This is a genomic window from Streptomyces sp. NPDC047117 (assembly GCF_040643545.1).
GTDB lineage: Bacteria > Actinomycetota > Actinomycetes > Streptomycetales > Streptomycetaceae > Streptomyces.
Genome location: NZ_JBEYUN010000016.1, coordinates 106368 through 129708 on the forward strand (window position 1 = coordinate 106368; position 23341 = coordinate 129708).

Here is a 23341-nt window from a genome sequence, read left to right on the forward strand (position 1 = left end):
TCCCAGCCGGTGTTGTGCCCGCGAAAGGCGCGCGCATGGGCGTTGCGGTCGCGGCTGCGGCCGCGGGTGCGGTGTCAATCGACTCCGGTTCCACTGACGTTGTGTCCACTGCTGTATCCCCCTGTCACAGCGGGCCCGCGCGGCTCGCGGGCGGCACGGAAATGACTTTACGCCGGGGCGCCGACAGCGGTCGGAGCCTGTGGATAACCCGTACGTCCGGTGAGAATCGTGTGGCACTTCTTTCACCGTCACACGACTGGACCCCCGGAACTACCCAGCCGTAACTTGACGGTCAATCACAGCGTTGAGCCATGCGATCCGGATCGCAGGTGATGACTCGGCGAGCACTTCGGAGTCCCCTCACCTCCCGCAAGGAGCATCGCATGAACACGTCCACGCACCGATCGCTGTCCTGGAGACGTGCGGCCACCGCCGTCTCCGCCCTCGCTCTCGCCCTCGGCGCCGCCACGGCGGCCACCCCCACAGCGGCAGCCGCCGGCCGGCCGGGCGCCGCCGCGAGCAACGCCGTCTCCGCCGGCTGGAACGACTACTCCTGCAAGCCGTCCGCCGCCCACCCCCGCCCCGTCGTCCTCGTCCACGGCACCCTCGGCAATTCCGTGGACAACTGGCTCGCCCTGGCGCCCTACCTCGTCGCCCGCGGCTACTGCGTCTTCTCCCTCGACTACGGCCAACTGCCCGGCGTCCCCCTCTTCCATGGCCTCGGCCCGATCGACAAGTCGGCCGAGCAGCTCTCCGCGTACGTCGACCGGGTGCTGGCCGCGACGGGCGCGGAGAAGACCGACCTCGTGGGCCACTCGCAGGGCGGCATGATGCCGCGCTACTACCTCAAGTTCCTCGGCGGCGCGGCGAAGGTGAACGCCCTGGTCGGCATCGCGCCCGACAATCACGGCACCGACGTGAACGGGCTGACTCGGCTCCTGGACCAGGTCCCGGGCGCCAAGAAGTACCTCGAATCGTTCGCGCCGGGTCTCAACGACCAGATCGTGGGCTCGGACTTCCTCAACCGCCTCAACGAGGGCGGCGACACCGTTCCCGGCGTGCGCTACACGGTCATCGCGACCAAGTACGACGAGGTCGTCACCCCGTACAAGAGCCAGTTCCTGAACGGCCCGAACGTGCGGAACGTGCTGGTCCAGGATCTGTGCCCGACCGACTTCTCCGAGCACGTGATCATCGGCCTGGCCGACCGGGTCGCTTTCCACGAGACGGCCAACGCCCTGGACCCGGCCCACGCGACACCGACGACCTGCTTGTCACGCTGACCGGCAGCACTGCCGGTACCCATACCGGTACCACTGACGGTGCGCTGCTCCTCGTGGAGCAGCGCACCGTTGGGCTGTTGGCGCCGACCGGCCTCAGCCGCCGTTGCGGGCGGCCTTGCGGCGGGCGACGGCGAAGAGCACCGAGGCGCCCAGTGCCAGCACGGCCGCTCCGCCGATGGCCAGCGGCCCGGTCGAGCTGTCACCACCGGTCTCCGCGAGCTCCGTGGTCACCTCCTTGCCCGAAGAGCCGGCGGGGCGCGCACCCTCGGTGGCCGCCCGGGTGTCCTCGCCCGAGTGCGCGGGGCTGACCGCGTCCGGGTGCGCGCCGCCGTCCGCGTGCGTGCCCTCGTTCGCGCTGCCGTGATGCATGTGGGTCATGGACGACTTGTCCGCGCCGGCCGCGAGCTGCTGCTCGGTCGGGGCGGTGGCGGCAGGCGCCGACGCGTCCTCCGAGCGCGTCTCCTCGCTGTTCTCCGCCGCGGCGCCCGAGCTGCCGCTGTCCTTGCCGAAGACCACGTCCGAACAGGTGTAGAAGGCTTCGGGGCTGTCCGAACGCTGCCAGATGCTGTAGATCAGGTGGCGGCCGGAGCGGGCCGGGACCTTGCCGTCGAAGACGTAGTCACCGTTGGTCAGCTCGGGGTCGGTGACCTTCGCGAACGGCTTCTCCTCCAGGTCCGACCACTTCAGGGGCTTGCTCGGGTCGTAGCCGTCCTTCGTGATGTACAGCTCGAACGTCCCCTTGTGCGGCGCGGTGGCCTTGTACCGGAAGGAGTGCGCACCCGCCGCCATCTTGCTGGCCGGCCAGTCGGCACGCGCCAGGTCCAGGCCCTTGTACTCCTCGCTGTTCGCGCTGCACAGCTTGCCGTCCGGGATACGCGACTTGGACTGGCCGCCTGCCGCACCGTCCCGTACGCCGTTCCAGTCGTACAGGGCCTGCACGCCGCCCGCCGCGACCATCGCCTTGCAGGCGGCGGAGTCCGGGGACTCCGGGCCTTCGGCGTAGCACGCGGAGATCCGGCTCACCGGGTCCGTCATCGAGCCGTGCGCGGCCGCCGGGTGCGCGGCGAACAGGGTGAGGGCGAGCGGGGCGAGGCCGGCGACGGCTATCCCTGTGGCCTTGCGGAGAACGGTCATCGTGGGGGGCTCCTTCATCACGTACGGGGAGGTGCGCGTGGCGGAACCGGCCGCTGTACGCCTATGCCGTCCCCCGGGAAGCGGCACCGGTGTGCGGCGGCTCCGCCCGGCGGGCAGCACGCTAGCCGCGCCGACCAGCGAATTCGCCGTCCGGAGCGGCACTACGGCGATCTTTAGGGGTGGCTTAAGGAACCGCTCAGCGGTGATTAAGTCCCGAGGGAGAGGCGGCGGGTCAGGCGATCCACCGGTAGCGGCGTTCGGGGCGGCCCGTGCCCCCGTAGCGGAGCGAGACCTCCGCCTGCCCGGTGCCCGTGAAGTACTCCAGGTAGCGCCGCGCGCTCACCCGGGACAGCGCACCCGCCGCGGCGCACTCCGAAGCCGAGAGTCCGTCCTCGTGCTGCCGCAGTGTCCGTTCGATCAGCTCCGCCGTATGGGCGGCGAGCCCCTTGGGCAGACCTCTGGAGGCGCGCGGACGGGTGCCGAAGATCTGGTCCACGTCCTCCTGGCTGGCCTCGCCCAGCCTCTCCAGTCGTGCGCGCATCGTCGCCACGTGCCGCAGCTGCTCCTGAAGGGAGGCACGGTCGAACGGCTTGATGAGGTAGTGCAGCGCCCCTGCCCGCAGGGCGTCCCGTATGACGTGCGCGTCGCGCGCCGCGGTGATGAACAGCGCGTCGGCGTGCGTGCCGCCCTTCAGGGCCCGCAGCTGCCGCAGCACGCTGATGCCGTCCATGTCCGGCAGGTAGACGTCCAGCAGGAGGAGGTCGGGACGGAGCCGCTCTGCTGCGCGCAGCGCCTCGGCACCCGTATGCGCCACCCCGGCCACCGTGAAGCCCTCCGTGGCGTTCACGTAGTGGCTGTGCAGCTTGGCCACCATGAAGTCGTCGTCGACGACCAGCACCTTGGTCATCGAACGATCCCTCCCATGACCACAACGTTCACAACGACCCTTAATACCGGAAGCGAGACGCGGAGTTAACCCCCGGGCAACATGTGCCCTCACCACGATCTCCCCCCCCACAGAGCCACGAAGCCACACGCAAGAGAAGGGTGGTGTCATCTGTGCGTGCGCGCACACCCCTCGCCCTCTTGGGGGCGGTTCTGATCGTCCTCCTGGGGCCGCCCCTGCTGACATCGGGCAGCGGCACCGACACCGGTACCAGCATTCCGGGACTGCAGTTCATGGTGCCCAACACGCCGGGCGGCGGTTACGACATCACCGCCCGTACGGCGGCGAAGAGCATCGAGGACGCCGGCCTCAACCACAACGTCGAGGTCTTCAACCTCCCCGGCGCCGGTGGCACGGTAGGCCTCAGCCGCATGGTCAACGAGCACGGCAACGGCAAGCTCGCGATGTCCATGGGCCTCGGCGTCGTCGGCGCCGTCCACACGAACCACTCGCCCTCCGGGCTCGGCGACACGACCCCCATCGCGCGCCTCACCGAGGAGCCGGACATCGTGGTCGTCGCCAAGGACTCCAAGTACAAGACGTTCGAACAGCTCCTCGCGGACTGGAAGAAGAACCCCCGCAAGATGCCGGTCGGCGGCGGCTCCTCGGCCGGCGGCCCCGACCACCTCGCACCGATGCTCATGGCCAAGGCCGCCGGCATCACCCCCAAGTCCGTCAACTACGTGCCCTTCGACGGTGGCGGCGAACTGCTCGCCTCCGTGCTGGGCGGCAAGGTGGCCTTCGGGGTCTCCGGCGTCGGCGAGTACCTCGACCAGATCAAGTCCGGCGAGCTGCGCCTCCTGGCCGTCACCGGCCCGAAGCGCGTCAAGGGCCTCGACGCGCCCACCCTCAAGGAAGCCGGCGTCGACACCGAGTTCACCAACTGGCGCGGCATCGTGGCGCCCCCAGGGCTCAACGACGTCGAACGCGAGAAGCTGACCGGCCTCTTCACCGAGCTGCACCGCTCCAAGGAGTGGAAGGACGCACTCAAGCGCAACGGATGGAGCGACGCCTTCCTGACCGGCGACAAGTTCGGCAGCTTCCTCGCCGCCCAGGACCGGCGCGTCGACACCGTACTGAAGGAGCTGGGGCTGTGAGCACCGCAGGTACCGATCCCGCCGCGCCACCGAGAGACAGCGGTCTGCGCGCACGACTGCGCGGCCGTTCCGAACTGGGCGTCTGCCTCACCCTTCTGGTCCTCGGCGTCCTCGTGCTCACCGACGCGATCACGATGGACACCGACATCACCCAGCGCGGCCCCATCGGGCCCACCACCGTCCCGATCGTCGTCGGTGTGCTCCTCCTGGTCGTCGCCGTCCTCCTCGCCGTCGACGTCCTGCGGGGCGGCCGCGGCGAAGCGGAGGGCGGCGAGGACATAGACCTCACCGAACCCGGCGACTGGCGCACCGTCGCCCTCCTGGCCGGCGTCTTCCTCGCCAACGCCGTCCTCATCAAGCCCCTCGGCTTCCCGATCTCCGGCGCGCTGCTCTTCTGGGGCTCCGCGTACGCACTGGGCAGCCGCAACCTCACCCGAGACCCGCTCATCGCGGCCGTCCTGTCCCTGGTGACCTACGTCGTGTTCAACAACCTGCTGGGCGTGCCACTGCCCGGCGGACCGCTCATGGGGGTGCTGTAGACGATGGACTCCCTGTCCTCACTCATCGACGGCTTCGGTACGGCACTGACCCCGCTCAACCTCCTGTGGGCCGCCATCGGAGTACTGCTCGGCACCGCCATCGGAGTCCTGCCGGGCATCGGCCCCGCCATGGCCGTGGCCCTGCTCCTCCCCGTCACCTACGGGCTCGACCCGACGGGCGCGTTCATCATGTTCGCCGGGATCTACTACGGGGGCATGTTCGGCGGCTCCACCACCTCCATCCTGCTCAACACCCCCGGCGAGAGCGCCGCGGTGGTCGCGGCCATCGAAGGCAACCCCATGGCCCGCGCCGGACGCGGCGCCCAGGCCCTCGCGGCCGCCGCCTGCGGGCACTTCGCCGGCGGCATGATCGGCACGATCCTGCTGGTCGTCCTCGCCCCCACGGTCGCCTCGCTCGCCGTGGACATCGGGGCGCCCGACTACTTCGCCATCATGGTGCTCGCCTTCATCGCCGTCACCTCGGTACTCGGCAGCTCCCGGATCCGCGGCTTCGCCTCCCTGCTCATCGGCCTCACCCTCGGCCTCGTCGGCCTGGACCAGATGACCGGACAGCAGCGGCTGACGTTCGGATCGCTCGAACTCGCCGACGGCATCGACGTCGTCATCGTCGCCGTCGGACTGTTCGCCATCGGCGAGGCACTGTGGGTGGCGGCCCACCTCCGGCGCACGTCGGGCGAGTCCATCCCCGTCGGACGCCCCTGGCTGGGCAAGGCCGAGCTGCGGCGCACCTGGAAGCCCTGGCTGCGCGGACCGCTCATCGGCTTCCCCTTCGGTGCGATCCCGGCCGGCGGCGCCGAAATCCCCACCTTTCTCTCGTACGTCACCGAGAAGCGGCTTTCGAAGCACCGCGACGAATTCGGCCGCGGCGCCATCGAAGGCGTCGCCGGGCCCGAGTCCGCGTCCTCCGCCTCGGCCGCCGGCACGCTCGTGTCGATGCTGACCCTCGGCCTGCCGACGACCGCCGTCGCCGCCGTCATGCTCGCCGCCTTCCAGCAGTACGGCATCCAGCCCGGACCGCTCCTCTTCGAACGCGAACCGGACCTGGTCTGGGGCCTGATCGCCTCGCTGTTCGTCGGCATGGTCCTGCTGCTCGTCCTCAACCTGCCACTGGCCCCGGTCTGGGCGAAGCTGCTGCGCATCCCGCGCCCGTACCTCTACGCCGGAATCCTCTTCTTCGCGGCGGTCGGCGCGTACGCGGTCGGCGGAGAGCCGCTGGACCTGGTCATCCTGCTGATCATCGGGCTCATCGGACTGGGCATGCGGCGGTACGGCCTGCCGGTGCTGCCCGCCGTCATCGGCGTCATCCTCGGCCCGGCCGCGGAACAGCAACTCCGGCGCGCGCTGCAGATCAGCGACGGCAGCGTCACCGGCCTGGTCAACACCCCGTTCTCGATCACGGTGTACGCAGTGATTCTGGTGCTGCTGGCATGGCCGTGGATCAAGCGGGCGTTCTTCCGCGCGCGTACCGCGCGCGCGGAGGACGCGGAGGACTGAGAACCGGCGAGACGCCGGCCGGAGTGCGGGCTCCGGCCGGCCTGGCGGCCCGCCCCGGACCTGTCCGGTACTCCGGACCCGTCCGGTATTCCGGACCTTTCCGGTACTGGCCAACGATGGGGTTATCCACAGGCAAAAGCGAATGTCAGTGGGGCCTGTCACTATCCGTACATGGCTACCGACACACCGGTCACCGAGGCCGGATACTGGGATTCCGCCGCCGAGCGGTTCGACGACGAGCCGGATCACGGACTCCGCGATCCGGCGGTACGGGCCGCCTGGGCGCACCGGCTGCAAGCCTGGCTGCCGACCGAACCGTCCGACGTCCTCGACCTCGGCTGCGGCACGGGCAGCATGGCCCTGCTCGCCGCCGAGCAGGGCCACCGCGTCACCGGCGTCGACCGCTCACCGCGCATGGTCGAGGCAGCCCGCGCCAAACTCGCGGGACAGGACGCCCGGATACTGATCGGTGACGCCGCCCGACCACCGGTAGCAGCGCGGCAGTTCGACGTGGTCCTGGTCCGCCACGTGTTGTGGGCGCTGCCCGACCCGGAGGCGGTGCTGCAGAGCTGGGTGCGGTTGCTGCGCCCCGGAGGCCGCCTGGTCCTGATCGAGGGCCGGTGGGGCGAGGCGGCCCCGATCGGCTTCGCCGCCACCGAACTGGAACGACTGGCCGCGCCTCTGACTCGCCGTACGCACCTGGAGCGGCTCACGGAGGACGCCGCACTGTGGGGCAGGGAAGTCCGGGACGAGCGATACGCCCTCGTGGTCCACCCCGCGCCCCCGGCCCGCCATACGGAGGTGATCGATGTCCATCTGATCCTGCGCCGCGGGGACGAGGTGCTGCTCGCCCGGCGCGCGAATACCGGTTACGCCGACGGGCTGCTGCATGCCCCCAGCGGACACGCCGAGGACGGCGAGGACGTCCGGGAAGCCATGGTCAGAGAAGCCGCCGAGGAGCTCGGACTTCGACTGGGCCTCTCCGACCTGCGCGTCGCACTGGTCATGCAGCACCGCAGCCCCGAGGGGCGCCCCCGGATCGGCTGGTTCTTCGAGGCGGCGTACGGCGCGGGCGGCGAGCCGGTCAACCGTGAGCCGGACAAGTGCTCCGAGCTGGACTGGTTCCCGCTGGCCGCGCTGCCGGACGACATGGTCGCGTACTGCAGAGCCGGCCTGGACGCATACCGCGCGGGGGAGCGCTTCGTCCTGCACTGGCACCGGCCCGGCGACACCATCGCCTACGACCCGACGGGCCCGCACCGCGAGGTGGCCCTGCCCCCGAGTCTCGCCGACAGCAGCACAGCCGAACGCGCGCACAACGCCGGCGAGAGCGCCACCACCACGAACGGCACGCACGAAGGGAACGAGCGCCGGGGAGGAGACGCACGATGACATCGGCGACGATGCCTTTGGTGACGACGGCAGCGGAGCGGACGCCCGGGTCACGAATACCCCTGACATTTCACTCGGCTCGGCCTTGCGGGGCGTCGAGCTCCCGGAGGAAGCGCCACTCGGTGGCGTACGGCTCGTAGCCGAAGGCCCGGTTGATCGCGAGCATCGGCGCGTTGGTGGCGTCGTTGCCCGTGAACGCCTCGGTACAGCCGGCCGACCGGGCCTCGTGCAGCGCCCGCAGCTTGGCGAGCTTCGCCAGACCGCGGCCACGGAAGGCGCGCTTGGCACCGGTCATCGCGGACAAGCAGCGGCCGAGGCCGTCGGCGGCCACCGCACTGAACGCGGCCGGCTCACCGTTGACCGTGGCGACGGTGGTGAGGCCGAGGTCGATGTCCGGGTGCTCCCAAGTATGGGTCAGCCAGCTCTCGTACGACATGGCGTCGGCCGGCACGTCACCCGGCTCGTCACAGGAGGCCTCGGCATCCAGCAGGTACAGCGGGTAGGGATCGGCGCCGAAGTCGGCGGCGGTGCGCAGCTCCACACCGGAAGGGAGGTGATCGGGGAGCGGCGGCAAGGGAGTACGGGCCAGGTCGAGGCGGAGATAGCGGGACGTGCGGCTGCGGTGATAGCCGTTGCGCTCGGCGAACCCCGTTGAGCGGTCGTCCTCGTGAACGCAGGCGAAGATCCGGGTGGCGCCGAGGGCGGCCAGGCGTTCCTCGGCGGCGGTGAGCAGGGCGCGGCCGACACCGTGGCCGCGGTGTGCGGGGTGGACCATCGGGTTCGCGACCGCTTGGCCGGGGACGGTGCTGTCGTGCATCAGGCCGGTCTTGGCGGCACCGACGAGCCGTCCGTCCAGCTCGGCGACGAGGATCCGGAAGTGCTGGGCGGCCGGGGCGTTGGCGGCCTCCCAGGCCACGGACTGCGGGGTGCAGACGAGGAAGGGGGCGACGGCCCGCCGTACGTCGGCGACGGCCTTGGCGTCGGAGGGACGGAACGCGCGAACGGAAAGCGACATGCCGCCGGACGCTACGCCGCGCCTGCATCATGCGCCTCCGAATAACGGGCGGAGGGAGGGACGGGGAAGGCGGAGGGAGGAGCGCCGAGGACGGCGGGAGGAGCGCCGAGGACGGCGGGAGGAGGGACGAGGAGGGCGGGGGTGAGGGCCGAGGGGAGGGTGGGGGGGGGAGGGGGAGGCCCCCGGAAGGAAGGAGGGGAGGAAGGCAGAGGAAGGCAGTCGGGGGAGGCGGCAGGAGTTTGCGCCCGGAAGTGAGAGGCAGGAGTACGTGCCTCCGGGATGCGAGAGTACGCGCCTCCGGGATGAGGGAAGCCGGGGTGTGCGCCTCCGGGATGAGGGAAGCGAGGCGTGCGGCTCCTGGAAGGGGAAGCCGGTGGTGCGGCCTGCGCGGCCTGCGCCTGCGACCTGCGCCTGCGGCATTGCGGCTTGCGGGTCGCGGTACTGGGCTTTGGGTGTGGTGGCGTTGGTTTGGGGTGGGGGCGGAGCACAATGGGTGGGACAAAGGTTCTGTCGGCTCGGCCTATTGGGAGTGTCACTGTGGTCCTGGACCCGCTGCAGCTCGTTGTCGATCAGGATGCGGCGGATGCGCCGTACGAGCAGGTCCGCACCCAGATCGCCGAACAGGCGCGGAGCGGGCGGTTGCCCGCCGGGTTCCGGCTGCCGACGGTGCGCGGGTTGGCGGGGGAACTGGGGCTGGCGGCGAACACCGTGGCCAAGGCGTACCGGGCGCTGGAGAGCGATGGCGTGATCGAGACGCGGGGGCGCAACGGTACGTTCGTCGCGGCTGCCGGGGACGCGGGGGCTCAGCAGGCCGCCGAGGCCGCCCTGGCGTTTGCGCAGCGGGCCCAGCGCCTCGGGCTCGATCATCAGGCCGCGTTGTCCGCCGCGGTGACCGCCCTTCGCGCCACCTACGGCGACCCTGAGAAAGGGGCGGGAGGGGAGCGGTAGCCGCACCCCACGCAGGAGAGGGAGCAGTAGGCGTACCTCCCCAGGTTCCGGAGCCTGGGGAGGAGTGGTAGCCGCGCCCCCACCCAGGCTCCGGAAGAGGGGGCGGGAGCCGCACGCTCCCAGGGGCTCCGGGAGAGGGAGCGTGGGCCGCCCCCCCCCCAGAGGCTGCGCCCCGGACCTCCGGAAGACGGTGGCAGGCGGGGCCGAATGGCGGTTGTCGGTCGGGGCGGTGTGGGGTGGGTTTTCGGTGGGGGGTGGGGCGCGTAGGGTGCCTTTGCTAACTCGTCGTTCAGTAACGGTCGGCGGGCCGTGCCGGGGGGCTCGGGCCGCGGGAAGGCGGAGGCGATATGACCAGCAGGACGGCTCGCGTGATGACCAGTAAGAAGGCCCTCGTGCGTCGGCCGAGCCCGGGGCTTGCCGACGGGCTGGTCACGCACATCGACCGGCAGCCCGTCGATGCCGGGCTCGCGGTGCGGCAGTGGGAGACGTACGTCGGCACGTTGCGGGCGCACGGCTGGGAGACCGTCGAGGTGCCGCCCGCCGACGACTGCCCGGACGGTGTCTTCGTCGAGGACACCATGGTGGTGTACCGCAACGCCGCGCTGATCTCGCGGCCCGGCGCTGACGAGCGGAAGCCGGAGACCGCGGCGGCCGCCGAGACCGTGGCGGCCCTCGGCTGCTTCGTGGGCCGGGTGCGGGAGCCGGGGACGTTGGACGGCGGGGACGTACTGAAAATCGACGACACGGTGTACGTGGGCCGGGGCGGCCGCACCAATGCCGATGGAGTGCGCCAAATCCGTGCAGCATTCGAGCCATTGGGGGCGCGGGTCGTCGCCGTACCGGTCAGCAAGGTCCTGCACCTGAAGTCGGCCGTTACCGCACTTCCCGACGGCACCGTCATCGGATACCCCCCGCTGGTCGACGACGAGGCGCGGGCGCTCTTCCCCCGCTTCCTGGCCGTCCCGGAGGAGTCCGGCTCCCACGTCGTTCTGCTGGGCGGGGGAAAACTGCTGATGGCGGCCAGTGCGCCCAAGAGCGCCGAGCTGTTCGCCGATCTCGGGTACATGCCCGTGCCCGTCGACATCGGAGAGTTCGAGAAGCTGGAGGGGTGCGTGACGTGTCTGTCCGTACGCCTGCGGGAGCTGCCCGCATGACCGCCATATCGTGACGGTATGAGCAACCTCGATCTCAAGCCCGCGGCCAGTCTCTGCGGGGGTGGCGGCCGGACCGGACCGGTCCGGGACGTCCAGCCGGGCAAGCAGGTGCCGCTGGGGGAATCCACCCTGGTCCGCAGACTGCTGCCCAACCTCGGCCGCAGGATGGTCGGGGCCTGGTGCTTCGTGGACCACTACGGTCCCGATGACATCGCGGGGGAGCCCGGGATGCAGGTGCCGCCGCACCCGCACATGGGCCTGCAGACCGTCAGCTGGCTGCGCGAGGGCGAGGTGCTGCACCGCGACAGCCTCGGCTCGCTCCAGACCGTACGGCCGCGCGAGCTGGGACTGATGACCTCGGGGCGGGCGATCGCACACTCGGAGGAGTCGCCGCGCGACCACGGCCGGGTGCTGCACGGCGCGCAGCTGTGGGTCGCGCTGCCGAACGAGCACCGCGGGAAGGCGCCGACGTTCGAGCACCATGCCGACCTGCCGGTGATCACCGGGGGCGGCGGGCTGAGCGCGACCGTGATCCTCGGGGAGCTGGCGGGCGCGCGGTCGCCCGGTACGACCTACTCGCCGCTGGTCGGTGCGGACATCACGTGCCGCGCGGGAACGCACGTACGGCTGCCGCTGGAGAGCGACTTCGAGTACGCCGTACTGACGATCGAGGGCGAGAGCGAGGTGGACGGCGTACGGCTGGCGCCCGGCTCGCTGCTGTACCTGGGGTGCGGGCGGGGCGAGTTGCCGGTGCGGGCCGACGTCGACAGCAGTCTGATGCTGCTGGGCGGCGAACCGTTCGAGGAGCAGATCGTCATGTGGTGGAACTTCGTCGCGCGCAGTGGTGACGAGGTGGCCGCGGCGCGGGAGGCGTGGATGGCGGGGGAGCGGTTCGGGACGGTGCACGGTTACGACGGGCCGCCGCTGCCGGCGCCGCCCCTCCCGCCGGTACCGCTCAAGCCGCGCGGGCGGCAGCGGTCGCCCGGCCCGCGGAGGTAAGCCGGGGAGCCGCGAAGGTGGGTCGAGGCGGAGAGGCGGGGAGCCCGTGCCGTCGGTCCGGACGGTGGTCGAACGGCATCGGCCCGGCGGCGACGGCCGGGCCGCAGGCCTCCCCTCAGCTCTGATCGGTCGGCTGACCAAGCGCCTCCGCGAACAGCGGGACGACCATCTTGAGCGCGTAGGACGTGGACAGCACCGAGTCGGTCGCGAAAGCGGAGCTGAGGGTGGCGTCGTCGAAGACGATCGGAGTGGCCCGCCTTCACCGACGGCACGGCGCGGTACAGCGGGTCGCCGCTGATCTGCGGTCTCCACGATCAGTTTCCTGCCCTAGTCGGCCAGGCACAGTGCGGTGGAGACCATCCGGGTCTGCCGCTCCCAGGAGATCTTGTACTGGTCGCCGCCCTTGGGCGCGCCGACGGTCGGTGCGATCTTGCTCAGCGTGTCGTAGCGCTTCTGGTCGCCGCTGGACTTGGTGTCCAGGATGAGGTCGGGCCGGAGCGCCGCGGTCTTCTCGTACTCGGGTTCCAGGGTGCCGGTCTTCTGCGGGCTCTTCTTGTACAGCCCCTTGGCCCACGGGCCCGCGCCGTCGCCGCCGAAGGCCGGCCAGTCGCCGGCGCCCGCCGGCTGTACGCCGTGTGCGAGCGCGGTCTCGGCAGTCGCCCCAGTCCGGCGCCACGACGGGCTTCGGCTTCTCCTTGACGGTGACGTCGCCGAACTTCGTGGCGGCCGTGGTGGGGGGGGAGCCGGATGACGCACCGGAGTGCGGCATCTAATTAGTAAGGTAAGGCTAACATTACTTAATCTTCGGAAGGGTCGGTCCGGCGCGCCCGTTCAGCCCGGCGTCGGCCGCCGCCTCCGCCACCTCCGCCGCCTCCGCCGCCTCCGTCCTGGAGCACACATGCCGTACAGCACGCCGTCCGCCCCCGAAAGGCCGCTTCGCGGCGGAACGGGCCACACCGAGCTGCGGTCCGCCGAGGAACTGCGCGAACTGCTCGGCACCCCGCACCCGGTGGTGATCGAGAAGGTCAAGCCGCGGCTCTCGCCCGAGGACCGGGAACTGTTGGCGCGCTCCCCGTTCTGCCTGCTCGCCACGGCCGACGCGGCGGGCAACTGCGACGCCTCGCCGCGCGGCGACGGGCCGGGCTTCATCCACGTGCTGGACGAGGCGACGATCGCCCTGCCGGACCGGCCGGGGAACCGGCGCGCCGACAGCTTCCTCAACATCCTGGAGAACCCGCATGTCGGCCTCGTCCACTTCGTCCCCGGCAGCAAGGAGATCCTGCGGATCAACGGGCGGGCCCGCGTCCTGACCGACGCGCCGTTCTTCGACCATATGACGGTCAAGGGGCAGCGGCCGCTGCTGGCGCTGCTGGTCGAGATCGACGAAGTGTTCCGGCACTGCCCCCAGTCGCTGCGCCGGGCCGGCATAGGGGAGCCGGAGACCTGGCCCGAACCGCCCCGCCCGCTCAGCGGCTGACGGCGGCTCTGGTCACAGGTACAGCCCCGCGTCGGCGCCCGTGTCCTGGGCGGGGACGGCGGCGGGGCGGGTGCCCCGGCGGAGCGCGTACAGCTCGGCGAGGCTCGCGCCCTCGCGCCCGACGCCCTCGTCCGTACCCAGCCAGCCGACCGCTTCGGTACGGGTGAGCGGGCCGACCTCGATACGGGCCAGACAGCGGCCGGGCCGGACCACCGCCGGGTGCATCCGCTCCAGGTCCTCGTTGGTCGTGACGCCCACCAGGACGTTGCGGCCCTGGCCCAGCAGGCCGTCGGTGAGGTTCAGCAGCCGGGAGAGCGCCTGGCCCGCGGTGTGCCGGGCCTCGCCGCGGATCAGCTCGTCGCAGTCCTCCAGGAGCAGCAGCCGCCAGCGGCCCCGGCCCGACGCGTCGTCCTCGCCGATGGCGATGTCCATCAGATAGCCGACGTCGTTGAAGAGCCGCTCCGGGTCCAGGACGCAGTCGACCTGGCACCAGTCGCGCCAGGACCGGGCGAGGGTGCGCAGCGCCGACGTCTTGCCGGTGCCGGGCGGGCCGTGCAGGAGCAGCAGCCGGCCGGCGATCTCCTCGGGGGTGACCTTCATCAGGCCGTCCAGCGCCTCGGCGACCGGCGCCGTGTAGTTGGGCCGGATCTCGTCCCAGGTGCCGGCGGAGATCTGCCGGGTGGTGCGGTACGGGCCGCGGCGCGGGGAGTAGTACCAGAAGCCCATCGAGACGTTGGCGGGCTGCGGCTCTGGCTCGTCCTCGGCGCCGTCCGCGGACTGCTCCAGCACCTTCTCCGCCAGCTCGTCGCTGACGGCCGTGACCGTGATGTCGGCGCCGCGGCTCCAGCGCGAGATCAGCAGCGTCCAGCCGTCGCCCTCGGCGAGGGTGGCGCTGCGGTCGTCGTCACGGGCCGAGCGCAGCACCTCGGCGCCGGGCGGCAGCAGCGTCAGGCCCGGCTTGACCCGCTCCACGGAGCGGCTGCGGGCGTACGGCTGCCGTCCGTTGGCGAACCGCCCCAGGAACAGGGCGTCCACCACATCGGACGGAGAGTCGCTGTCGTCCATCGTCAGACGGATCGGCAGCGACTCCTCGGCGGCGGCCGGCGGAAGGTGATCGGCACACATGGGGCCATGATCGGGCATGACCCGCACGCCGTACACGGAATTACGCGATTGCCCGGCCGGTCCGGAACCGGACACGCTCTTGACGGGCACTTGACAGACGGCGGCCGGGTGCGTGTCCAGGACGTACCCGTTACACGGGATTGCGGCTCAACAGGCGGGAATGTGGCTAGGCTTGCCCGTTGTGGGACGTCATGGGGGGTTACGGGTGCCGATACCGGGACGAGCGCGGTGGGTGATCGCCGCGCTTCTCGGAACGGGGGCGATGGTTCTGGCGCTGCTGCTGGTCATGTGCGGGATGTCGCCGGGCGGGCAGCGGGGCGGGGGAGCGGACAACGGGGTGCTCGGCGGCTCCGAGGCCATGGAGCAGCTGGGCTGGGGGTTCACGCACACCGAGTTCAGCGCCGACCGCGGCGAGCCCGCCGCCGAGGTGGAGGCCGACCGGCTGCTCACCGGCGACCCGATGCCGCAGAACCAGCACATCATGGGCTGGGGCGCGCGCAATCCGGAACCGAGCCCAGGGAAATACGACTTCCACGACCTGGACCGGCGGCTGGCCCTCATGCGCAGCACCGGCGGCACCCCCGTCCTCACACTGTGCTGTTCGCCGGACTGGATGAAGGGCGGAAAGGCCGGCAAGACGGACTGGGGCGAGCTGGAGAAGGCGCCCGACCCGGATCACTACGAGGACTTCGCGAAGCTGGCGGGAAAGATAGCGAAACGCTATCCGGAGGTCCGGCACTTCATCGTCTGGAACGAACTCAAGGGATTCTTCGACGAGGACCGTAACCGCTGGGACTACGAGGGCTACACCCGGCTGTACAACCTCGTGTACGAGGAGCTGAAGAAGGTCGATCCGGCGATCCAGGTCGGCGGCCCGTACGTCGTGATGGACAGCTACCGGCCGGGCGAGGACTCCTACGCGTCCGACCTCGCGGGGGACTGGGGCTCCGTCGACCAGCGGGTCCTGGACGCCCTTTCCTACTGGAACGAGCACAAGGCGGGGGCCGACTTCCTGGCCGTCGACGGCTCCAGCTACACCCGCGACAACTCCTACGCGCCGGACGAATTCGGGGCGACGAAGAAATTCGGCGACGTCACGCGATGGCTCCGCGAGGAGACCGGGCTGCCGGTGTGGTGGACGGAGTGGTACGTCGAGGTCGCCGACGAGAACGACGACCGGCACGGCTGGAGCGAATCGCACCGCACCGCGGTGCAGGCCACCGCCATGATGGAAATGGCCGAGGCCGGCGTCGCCACCGCGCTGTACTGGAATCCGCAGAACGAGGACGAGGACTGCCCCGGCTGTCTGTGGAGCAGCACCGAACTGGACGACGGCGGCGCGGAACTGCCGATGATGAAGCTGCTCGCCCGGTTCGGGAAGGAATTCCCGCCGGGCACGGAATTCCGTTCCGTCTCCGTCGCGCCGGACGACCGGCCGAACGTACGGGTGCTCGCGGACGACGCGGCCGTCCTGGTGGTCAACACCCTCGGCCGGCCCATCCAGGCCAAGGTCGACGGCCGCACCTTCGACCTGCCGGCCTACGGGCTGCGCTGGCTCAAGCGCGGCTGACCGCCGGGTCCGGCGCGGCCGGTCCGCGCGGGCCGGCGGGCAGGGCGTACACCCCGCCCGCCGGCCGAGAGGCCGCCTCCGCCCTCCGTCCTCCGCCCTACGACATGGTCACGAACCGCTGGACCAGGGCCGCGAGGAACACCACGAGGAACGGCATCGCGAACCAGAACGTGCCCTGCACCCAGCGTTGCTTGCCCACGCTCGCCGGGAGCGCCACCCGGACGATCTCCCGGGTGCCCAGCAGCAGGAGCAGCGCGACCGCCGCCAGACCGCCCGCCACCGACCACGGCGTCCAGGTGACCAGCGGGCCGGCCGGCCCCGGAGCCGGCTGCCGCACCTCGCCCGCGGGCGGGTCCGTCAGCGCGTAGAGCACGGCGTCGTCGTTGACGAGCACCTGCCGCAGGTCGGCACGGCGGTCCAGGGACGCCCGCAGCCGCTGCTCCCAGCCGTCCGGGTAGCCCCCGTCCAGCCGCAGCGCCTCGGACTGGCCGCGGTTGACGATCAGGTACGACTGCGGGCCGGCCTCCTCCAGGGCCTTCACGAGCGGGCCGACGCGCGCCGGGTCGCGCGGCGCGCGGGTCGGCTCGTACTGGACGCGTTCCATGTCGCGGGCGCCCCACGGCATGTCCGGGGTGACGTTCTCGACCGGATCGTCGGTCAGCCACAGCAGGCGCGCGGTCGGCCGGTCGTGCGCGTACACGTACTCCATCGCCGCGACCTCGCCCGTCCGGGTCCGCTCGAACGGCTCGTTGCCCCAGCGGGCCACGAGGAAGCCGAAGACCAGTACCAGACCCGCCAGCAGGGCGGCGAGCGGCCCGAACCCGCGGCGCCCGCCGGCGGGGCGCGGGAAGAGCGCGAGCGCGCCCAGGACGCAGGCGCCCGGCAGCGCGAACATGAAGACGCGCAGCGCCATCTCGCCGCCGTAGGACTGCATGCCGAACGCGAGGAACGGCACGAACGCGAGGACGAGCAGGGACCGTTCGGCGAAGCCCGCGCGACGGCGCCGCAGCACGCCCCAGCACGCGAGCGCGAGCACCGAACCGGCCAGCAGGACCCGGGTGTACAGGACGAGCTTGTGGGTGCTGCTGCCGCCCTCGATACGGCCCGACACGGAGGAGGTGACGTTGGAGCCCAGGCCGCCGATGCCGCCGAACAGCTCGTCGAAGTGGCCCGACCAGTAGGGCTCGGCGAGGAAGCCGATCCAGAAGACGACCATGACGCCGAGCAGCAGCGGCAGGCCGCGCAGCGTCGAGCGGCGGACCAGCACCAGGAAGATCAGTACGCCGAGCATCACGAACGGTGTGAGCTGGTGACCGGCCACGGACACCGCGAACAGCGCGATCAGCACGCCGAGCAGGACAGCGCGCTGCCTGCGGTCCGCCGGCCGCACCTCGGTCTCGCCGGGGCGCAGCTTGCCGGGCAGCACCCGCGGATCGCGGAACCACACCAGCAGGACCGCCACGAAGGCCAGGTAGAGCAGGTACGTGAAGCCCTGCGGCGAGAAGTAGTCCTGACCGACCCAGCCGCACAGCGCGAACAGCCATGCCGCGCTCCACTTCGCGCGCCAGTCCGCGCGTACGGAGCGCAGCAGCAGGAACACCGGCGCGAGGTAGAGGAGTTGGATGGTCAGCGGCCACCAGCGGAGCAGCGTGTCGAAGTCGGTGAGGCCGCAGGCCTCGGCGAGGAACTGCGCGCCGGCGAAGAAGCCCGGCCAGCTCCAGCGCGCGTCCAGGTCCGGTACGGCGGTGCCGGTCCGGCCGATGTGGTCCAGGAAGCCCAGGTGCTGCCAGGCGGTGGCGAAGCGCGGCTCGGCCTCCAGCAGGGCGGGCAGCGAGTGCAGCGCCACGACCGTCAGGACCAGCGTCACCGCCAGCAGGACCCGGCGCGGCCGGGAGAGCCACAGCGCCGCGGCGAAGGCCACGGCGAGCAGGGCGGCACCGGTCAGCGTCGCGACGGGCAGGACGGAGATCAGGCCGAGCCCGCCCATCCGGTCCAGATCGGCGTCGCCCATCCCGCGCAGCGGCAGCCAGAAGAGCGCGAGCGCGACGCCGAGCAGCGCCCAGACGCCGATGTCGGGACGGCCGGTGAGGAAGGCGCCGGCTCTGCCGCGGCCCGGAGCGGCACCGGCCGTACCACCGGCGGCTGTCCCTCCGACGGCCGTGCCCTTGACGGCCGTACCGCCGAGGGCTTTTCCGCCGCCCGCCGCGGTGCCGCCGGGGGCCGCGGGGACGGCCGGCAGCCGCACCGTGTGCGCCTCCGACGCCTCCGAAGCGGCCGCCGGAGCGACGGCCGGCAGCCGGAGGGTGTGTGCCTCCGCCGGATCGGCGCTCTCCGGCCCGGCGCCCGACGCGCCGTTGCGCGCCGTTCCGGGCGCCGGCGTCCCGGCCGCCGGCCGATCCGCCGCCCAGGACGGCTTCCCGGCGGCGGGCGGTGCCGCATCCGCGCCGGCACCGCCGCCCTTCGCCTCCGGTTCCCGGTAAGCGTCCGCCACCTGTTCCTCCGTCAGTGGCGGCCGCACGTCGGGCCGCCGTTCCATGTGATCGAAGTCCACGTGCACGCCCAGCGGCATCGTGTCCACGTCGAGGCGGGCCCGCTGCGCCCACGTGGGACGGTGCGCGCCGTCCCCCTCCGGCGCCGCCGCCCGGTCGTCCGGGAGCGTGCGCACGGCGTCCCCCAGGTCGCCGTGGACGGCCAGGTCCGCCAGGTCGCCGTCCGGGGCGACCCCGTCGGCCGGCGCCTTGGCCAGCGGCGCCGCCGGCCGCCCCCGGACCACGCCGTACAGCTTCACGGTGGCGATCGACGCGATCACCGCCAGGCTGCAGATCTCCGCGACACCCGCGCCGGTCAGCCCCATCCGCGGCAGCAGGAGCAGCGTCAGGCCCAGCACGAGGACGCAGAGCAGGCCCTGGAGGTACGCCAGTCCCGAGGTCCGGCTCTGCGCGCGCAGCACCGCGAAGTAGGTCTCCATCACCACGCGCAGCGCGGCGCCGACCGCGAACCAGCGCAGCAGCGGCGTCGCGGCGTCCGCGTACCCCTTGCCGAAGACGCCGAGGATGTACGGCGCGCACACGAAGAGGAAGAGGCACACCGGCAGCATGATGCGGGCCATCCGGCGCAGCGCGGCGCGGGTGTTCTCGGCCAGCCGGGCCGGGTCGTGCGAGCCCTCCACGGTCAGCGAGGCGCCCATGTTGATGGCGAGCAGGTTGACCGTGCCGCCGATCGTGGTGGTGATGTAGAAGTACGCGTTGTCGGCCGCGCTGACCTGCGAGGCGACCAGGACGGGTACGAGGTAGACCACCGCGAGTGAGAAGAGGGAGCCGGTGTAGTCGCCGGCCAGGAAGCGGCCCATCTCGCGGAGCGAGGGCGGCCGCGCGGTGTGCGGGGTGGCCGCCTCGTGCCGGGGCACCAGCCGCCGGAACACCAGCCAGCCCAGCGGGACCACGGACACCGCGATGGCCGCGACCCAGGACACGAAGACGCCCGCGGTGGGGATCGCCGCCGCCATGAAGATCAGGAGACCCAGCTTCACGGTGGAGAAGGCGAAGTTGCCCAGCGGTACCCACACCGCGCTGCGCAGCCCGGTCAGCACCCCGTCCTGGAGCGTCAGCAGCGACCACGCGATCACCGCCACGATGAAGCCCAGGCCGTTCAGCGTGCCGTGCAGGAAGCGGTAGGACGGGCCCCACAGGTCCAGCGTCAGCAGGAACACGCACGCGGCCAGCGCGACGATCACCGAACTGCCCGCGTACGTGCGCAGCACCAGCCGGCCGGTGTGCCGCCCGGCGACCGGGATGAAGCGCGCCAGCGCACCGGTCAGCGTCACCGCGGTCAGCCCGGCCAGCAGCTTCATCGCGGCGATCGCCGCCGAGCCCTGGCCCACCGCGGACTCGGTGTAGTAACGCGCGGCGACCAGCCAGAATCCGAGGCCCAGCAGCCCGGAGATGCCCGTGTTGAGCATCAGGGCGTAGGCGTTGCGGAAGAGGGGGGTACCGCCCCCGCTCCCGGGGAACCGCAGCTTGCGCCCGCCCGTCGCCCGCTCGTCCTGGGTACGTTCCTCGGTCCGGGTGGTCGTGTCAGACACTGGCTCGGGTTCCCTTTCCTGAGGCCCGGCACTGTGTCACCGGGCCCCACTGACGGCCTTTCATCGGCGCTGCGCGCGGGGTCAGTCCCCCGGAGCGCAGCGCCTGATCGCCTGGCGCGATCTGCGGAGCACGGCGTAACCCTTGGTGAGCGCACGGTCCTTGGCGAAGGTGCGCCCGAGGGCCTCACCGGCGACGATCCGCCGGAACTCCGCCAGTTCCGTGCTGCGTCGCACGGTCAGCCGGCGCAGCGCGTACGGGCCCTGCCGGAAACCGGCCAGGCCGTTGCCGACGGCCAGCGACTGCCGGAAGCCGGCGGCGCGCACCGTCCGCCGCACCCGGCGGTCGGAGTAGCCGTAGGGGTAGGCGAAGGACACCGGGGCCGCGCCCAGCTGCTCGGCGACGATCCCCTTGCAGCGCAGCACCTCGGACCAGAGCGCGTCGTCGGAGAGCTGGTCCAGCTCGGGGTGGGTGTGGCTGTGGCCGCCGATCTCCACACCGGCGGCGGCCAGTTCCCGTACCTGGTCCCAGCCGAGCATGGTGTCCAGCGCGCCGCCGGCGTCGTACGGGCCGGGCAGCCAGCCCGTCGACACGAACAGGGTGGCCGGGAAGGCGTACTTGGCCAGTACGGGCAGGGCGTAGCGGTGCACGCCCTCGTAGCCGTCGTCGAAGGTGATGAGGACGGGGCGGCCGGGCAGCGGGGCGCCCTCCCGCCAGGCCGCGGCCAGGGCCGCGGTGGTCAGCGGGTGGTAGCCCTCGTCGTGCAGGATCGCCATCTGCTCGGCGAACGCGCCGGGGGAGACGGACAGGCCGTGCGTCGCGGGGGCCGGCTTGTGGGCCACCGCGTGGTACATCAGGATCGGCACGGGCTCCGGGGGATAGGCGGCGGTGTTCACGCGACCGCCCCCTCGCCGCCGTGCAGCACGTCCTTGCCGTGCAGCACCGTCTCGCCGGGCAGGCCGCCGTCGCCGCGCACCGGCTTCTCGGCCCGTGCGGACAGCCGTACGGGTTCCACCGGGGGACGCTCGGCGGCCACCGGCCCGACCGGACGGTCGTCGGCCACGGGGGTCACGGGAGGACGGCCGGCGGGGACGGGCGCCACGGGCGGGCGCTCCGCCGCCACGGGGTCCGTGCCCCGTGCCGCGGTGTCGTCCGGTACGGGGGTCGGCCCCGGCACCGCGGCGATCACGAACGAGCCGCCCGAGCGGCGGGTACGGGCCGTGCCGACCAGATAGCCGCCGGCGGCCGCCGCCACGCCCGCCACGATCGCGCCCGCCCGGCCCGCGCCGCCCGGCCTGCGCAGCAGCGCGTCGCGCAGCCCGCGCGCCACTCCCGCCGGCAGGACGCGGGTGGTGTAGCGGCGCTCCGTGGCCAGCCCCTCCTGCGCGCCGACGCTGCGCGCGACCAGGGCCTTGGACAGGCCCTCGGCATAGGCGCGGGTACGGAAGTAGGCGAAGCGCTCGCGCCCCGCCGGGACCCGGTGATGGATCACCGAGCGGTCGTCGATGAGCAGGACGGCGTCCGGGCAGGCGCGGGTGAGCCGGATGCACATCTCGGTCTCCTCGCAGCCCAGCGGCCGCTTGTCGCCGTCCCGGCCGATGCCGGTGGCGAACCCGCCGGCGATCTCGAACGCCTCGCGGCGGAACGAGGCGTTGCCGCCGAGGACGTTGCGTACCCGCGTCCGGCCCGGCGGCAGGCCGCGGTAGGTGCAGCCGACGACCCAGTCGAACTCCCGGGGGAACCAGTCGGGGCGGCGCCCGGAGGCCCAGACCGGCTCGGTACGGCCGCCGATGGCCATCACGTCGGGGTCGGCGTAGCCCTCGGCGAAGTGCAGCAGCCATTCGCGTTCGGCGACCGCGTCGTCGTCGAGGAAGGCGATGACCTCGCCGGTGGACTCCGCGACGCCGGTGTTGCGGCCCGCCGAGAGGCCTCTTGGGCCGGCGTTCGGCAGCACGCCGATGTCGGTGGCCCCGGCGAACTGCGTGCGCAGCCGGGTGAGCAGGGCCGGGTTGTGGTCGACGACGAGCAGGATCTCGTGTGCCGGGTGGAGCTGGTCACGCACCGAGGCCGCCGCGGCGAGAATGTCGCCCCAGCGGTCCTCGGTGTACACGCAGATCACCACGGAGATGCGGATGCTCAAGACACCTCTCCCGTGATCATCGCGGGGCGCACCGCACGCTTGCGGGTGCCGCGTTCGCGCAGGATGACCTTCAGGACACGGATGCCGTCGCGGACCGCGCGCAGGTTGCTGACGCCGTGGATGCGGTTGTACTCGTGGCTGGGGATCTCCTGGACACGTAAGCCGGCCTTGACGACGCGGATGTTCATCAGCGTCTCGACCTCGAAGCCCGCGCAGTCCAGCGCGATCTCGTCCAGGCAGTGCCGCCAGAAGGCGTTGTAGCCGTAGCACAGGTCGGTGTAGCGGGCGCCGAACTTGGTGTTGACCAGGGTGGTCAGCACGCGGTTGCCGAGCTTGCGGATCGGCGTCATGTCGTCGGTGCCGCCGCCGTTGGCGAAGCGGGAGCCCTTGGCGAAGTCGGCGCCGCCGACCAGCGCCGAGACGTAGGAGACGATCTCGCCGCCGTCGGCCGAGCCGTCCGCGTCGATCATGACGATGATCTCGCCGGTGCACGCCGCGAAGCCGCTGATGAGGGCATCCCCCTTGCCCTTGCCGCGCTGCTTGACGACCGTGACGTCGGGGCGCAGGTCCTGGGCCACCCGCACCGTGTCGTCGGTGGAATTCCCGTCCACCAGGACCACTTCATGGATCCAGTCCGGAAGTGTCTTGAAAACGTACGGGAGATTTTCCGCCTCGTTCATCGCCGGAATGACGACGCTGACCGGCGGGGCAATCGCCAGGTGTGATGAAACGGGTCGGTACTGCGCCTGTGCGGGTATCCGCGCGACGGCTTTCGGATCCGTTTTCGCAGGGCGAAGGAACGAGCTCATGAGTCTGTTTTCCCTCTCGTCCGGTGGACCGCCCACCCCCGGGCGGCCCGGATGTGTATCCGGTTCGAAAAGGGGGTTCACACCCTGTTCAGCGCGGCAGGAAGCACCGGACGAACAGA

At 71.8% G+C, this 23341-nt stretch carries 17 protein-coding genes and 2 pseudogenes; 10 read left to right on the top strand and 9 right to left on the bottom strand.

Features of this window, described 5'->3' with window-relative positions:
• The first annotated feature begins 383 nt into the window (after window positions 1-383).
• The gene (locus ABZ840_RS27685) at window positions 384-1283 is read left to right on the top strand and encodes a triacylglycerol lipase (RefSeq protein WP_361563376.1); all 900 of its coding nucleotides are present in this window, start codon (window positions 384-386) and stop codon (window positions 1281-1283) included.
• A 93-nt stretch (window positions 1284-1376) separates the two neighbouring features.
• Here ABZ840_RS27685 and ABZ840_RS27690 read toward each other — a convergent pair whose 3' ends face one another.
• Entirely contained in the window at window positions 1377-2417 is a 1041-nt protein-coding gene (locus ABZ840_RS27690; RefSeq protein ID WP_361563379.1) for a lytic polysaccharide monooxygenase, read from the bottom strand.
• Between the two features lie 232 nt (window positions 2418-2649).
• Window positions 2650-3324 (bottom strand): response regulator, encoded by a 675-nt coding sequence (locus ABZ840_RS27695; protein WP_361563382.1) that lies wholly within the window; start codon window positions 3322-3324, stop codon window positions 2650-2652.
• Between the two features lie 152 nt (window positions 3325-3476).
• Between ABZ840_RS27695 and ABZ840_RS27700 the strand changes: the two genes are divergently transcribed.
• The 4 genes from ABZ840_RS27700 (at window position 3477) to ABZ840_RS27715 (ending at window position 7906) form a co-directional block, all read left to right on the top strand.
• Window positions 3477-4460: a tripartite tricarboxylate transporter substrate binding protein gene (locus ABZ840_RS27700; RefSeq protein ID WP_361563607.1), complete on the top strand. Its 984-nt coding sequence runs from the start codon at window positions 3477-3479 to the stop codon at window positions 4458-4460.
• Complete coding sequence (locus ABZ840_RS27705; protein ID WP_361563385.1) at window positions 4457-4999, top strand: tripartite tricarboxylate transporter TctB family protein; 543 nt, start codon at window positions 4457-4459, stop codon at window positions 4997-4999. The genes ABZ840_RS27700 and ABZ840_RS27705 overlap by 4 nt, the downstream gene beginning before the upstream one ends.
• A 3-nt stretch (window positions 5000-5002) precedes the next feature.
• Entirely contained in the window at window positions 5003-6514 is a 1512-nt protein-coding gene (locus ABZ840_RS27710) for a tripartite tricarboxylate transporter permease (protein ID WP_361563387.1), read from the top strand.
• Between the two features lie 171 nt (window positions 6515-6685).
• Window positions 6686-7906, top strand: a complete 1221-nt coding sequence (locus tag ABZ840_RS27715) for a methyltransferase domain-containing protein (RefSeq protein ID WP_361563390.1) — start codon at window positions 6686-6688, stop codon at window positions 7904-7906.
• A 70-nt stretch (window positions 7907-7976) separates the two neighbouring features.
• On the opposite strand, the gene ABZ840_RS27720 is transcribed toward ABZ840_RS27715, so the two are convergent.
• Entirely contained in the window at window positions 7977-8921 is a 945-nt protein-coding gene (locus ABZ840_RS27720; RefSeq protein ID WP_361563393.1) for a GNAT family N-acetyltransferase, read from the bottom strand.
• Window positions 8922-9464: 543 nt separating this feature from the next.
• Between ABZ840_RS27720 and ABZ840_RS27725 the strand changes: the two genes are divergently transcribed.
• From ABZ840_RS27725 to ABZ840_RS27735, 3 genes are all read left to right on the top strand, one after another.
• Window positions 9465-9869, top strand: a complete 405-nt coding sequence (locus ABZ840_RS27725) for a GntR family transcriptional regulator (RefSeq protein ID WP_361563610.1) — start codon at window positions 9465-9467, stop codon at window positions 9867-9869.
• Between the two features lie 371 nt (window positions 9870-10240).
• The gene (gene ddaH, locus ABZ840_RS27730) at window positions 10241-11023 is read left to right on the top strand and encodes a dimethylargininase (protein ID WP_361563396.1); all 783 of its coding nucleotides are present in this window, start codon (window positions 10241-10243) and stop codon (window positions 11021-11023) included.
• An 18-nt stretch (window positions 11024-11041) separates the two neighbouring features.
• Window positions 11042-12022, top strand: coding sequence for a pirin family protein (locus tag ABZ840_RS27735; RefSeq protein WP_361563398.1), 981 nt, complete (start codon window positions 11042-11044; stop codon window positions 12020-12022).
• A gap of 115 nt (window positions 12023-12137) precedes the next feature.
• Here the strand turns inward: ABZ840_RS27735 and ABZ840_RS27740 are convergent.
• Window positions 12138-12791, bottom strand: a pseudogene (locus ABZ840_RS27740) (ABC transporter substrate-binding protein).
• Between the two features lie 129 nt (window positions 12792-12920).
• On the opposite strand from ABZ840_RS27740, the gene ABZ840_RS27745 reads away from it, so the two are divergent.
• On the top strand, window positions 12921-13499 hold the full coding sequence (locus ABZ840_RS27745; RefSeq protein WP_361563401.1) for an MSMEG_1061 family FMN-dependent PPOX-type flavoprotein: 579 nt from the start codon (window positions 12921-12923) through the stop codon (window positions 13497-13499).
• Between the two features lie 12 nt (window positions 13500-13511).
• Here ABZ840_RS27745 and ABZ840_RS27750 read toward each other — a convergent pair whose 3' ends face one another.
• The gene (locus ABZ840_RS27750; protein WP_361563404.1) at window positions 13512-14624 is read right to left on the bottom strand and encodes a DUF5925 domain-containing protein; all 1113 of its coding nucleotides are present in this window, start codon (window positions 14622-14624) and stop codon (window positions 13512-13514) included.
• A gap of 262 nt (window positions 14625-14886) precedes the next feature.
• On the opposite strand from ABZ840_RS27750, the gene ABZ840_RS27755 reads away from it, so the two are divergent.
• A complete protein-coding gene (locus ABZ840_RS27755) occupies window positions 14887-16194 on the top strand; it encodes a xylan 1,4-beta-xylosidase (RefSeq protein ID WP_361563612.1) in 1308 nt (435 codons plus the stop codon).
• 97 nt (window positions 16195-16291) lie between these two features.
• On the opposite strand, the gene ABZ840_RS27760 is transcribed toward ABZ840_RS27755, so the two are convergent.
• The 4 genes and pseudogenes from ABZ840_RS27760 to ABZ840_RS27775 form a co-directional block, all read right to left on the bottom strand.
• Window positions 16292-20275: a lipopolysaccharide biosynthesis protein gene (locus ABZ840_RS27760; RefSeq protein ID WP_361563407.1), complete on the bottom strand. Its 3984-nt coding sequence runs from the start codon at window positions 20273-20275 to the stop codon at window positions 16292-16294.
• A gap of 81 nt (window positions 20276-20356) precedes the next feature.
• Window positions 20357-21127, bottom strand: a complete 771-nt coding sequence (locus ABZ840_RS27765) for a polysaccharide deacetylase family protein (RefSeq protein WP_361563615.1) — start codon at window positions 21125-21127, stop codon at window positions 20357-20359.
• A gap of 314 nt (window positions 21128-21441) precedes the next feature.
• Window positions 21442-22413, bottom strand: a pseudogene (locus ABZ840_RS27770) (glycosyltransferase family 2 protein); the annotation flags it as partial.
• Window positions 22410-23222, bottom strand: a complete 813-nt coding sequence (locus tag ABZ840_RS27775; RefSeq protein ID WP_361563409.1) for a glycosyltransferase family 2 protein — start codon at window positions 23220-23222, stop codon at window positions 22410-22412. The pseudogene ABZ840_RS27770 and the gene ABZ840_RS27775, both read right to left, overlap by 4 nt.
• Window positions 23223-23341 lie beyond the last annotated feature (119 nt).

What these genes read in the sequence shown, in the direction of transcription:
- ABZ840_RS27755 (WP_361563612.1), top strand. Translation starts at nt 14,887, where the DNA reads ATGGTTCTGGCGCTGCTGCTGGTCATGTGCGGGATGTCGCCGGGCGGG.
- ABZ840_RS27720 (WP_361563393.1), bottom strand. Translation starts at nt 8,921, where the DNA reads ATGTCGCTTTCCGTTCGCGCGTTCCGTCCCTCCGACGCCAAGGCCGTC.
- ABZ840_RS27690 (WP_361563379.1), bottom strand. Translation starts at nt 2,417, where the DNA reads ATGACCGTTCTCCGCAAGGCCACAGGGATAGCCGTCGCCGGCCTCGCC.
- ABZ840_RS27695 (WP_361563382.1), bottom strand. Translation starts at nt 3,324, where the DNA reads ATGACCAAGGTGCTGGTCGTCGACGACGACTTCATGGTGGCCAAGCTG.
- ddaH (WP_361563396.1), top strand. Translation starts at nt 10,241, where the DNA reads ATGACCAGTAAGAAGGCCCTCGTGCGTCGGCCGAGCCCGGGGCTTGCC.
- ABZ840_RS27775 (WP_361563409.1), bottom strand. Translation starts at nt 23,222, where the DNA reads ATGAGCTCGTTCCTTCGCCCTGCGAAAACGGATCCGAAAGCCGTCGCG.
- ABZ840_RS27765 (WP_361563615.1), bottom strand. Translation starts at nt 21,127, where the DNA reads ATGTACCACGCGGTGGCCCACAAGCCGGCCCCCGCGACGCACGGCCTG.
- ABZ840_RS27715 (WP_361563390.1), top strand. Translation starts at nt 6,686, where the DNA reads ATGGCTACCGACACACCGGTCACCGAGGCCGGATACTGGGATTCCGCC.
- ABZ840_RS27735 (WP_361563398.1), top strand. Translation starts at nt 11,042, where the DNA reads ATGAGCAACCTCGATCTCAAGCCCGCGGCCAGTCTCTGCGGGGGTGGC.
- ABZ840_RS27685 (WP_361563376.1), top strand. Translation starts at nt 384, where the DNA reads ATGAACACGTCCACGCACCGATCGCTGTCCTGGAGACGTGCGGCCACC.
- ABZ840_RS27745 (WP_361563401.1), top strand. Translation starts at nt 12,921, where the DNA reads ATGCCGTACAGCACGCCGTCCGCCCCCGAAAGGCCGCTTCGCGGCGGA.
- ABZ840_RS27750 (WP_361563404.1), bottom strand. Translation starts at nt 14,624, where the DNA reads ATGTGTGCCGATCACCTTCCGCCGGCCGCCGCCGAGGAGTCGCTGCCG.
- ABZ840_RS27710 (WP_361563387.1), top strand. Translation starts at nt 5,003, where the DNA reads ATGGACTCCCTGTCCTCACTCATCGACGGCTTCGGTACGGCACTGACC.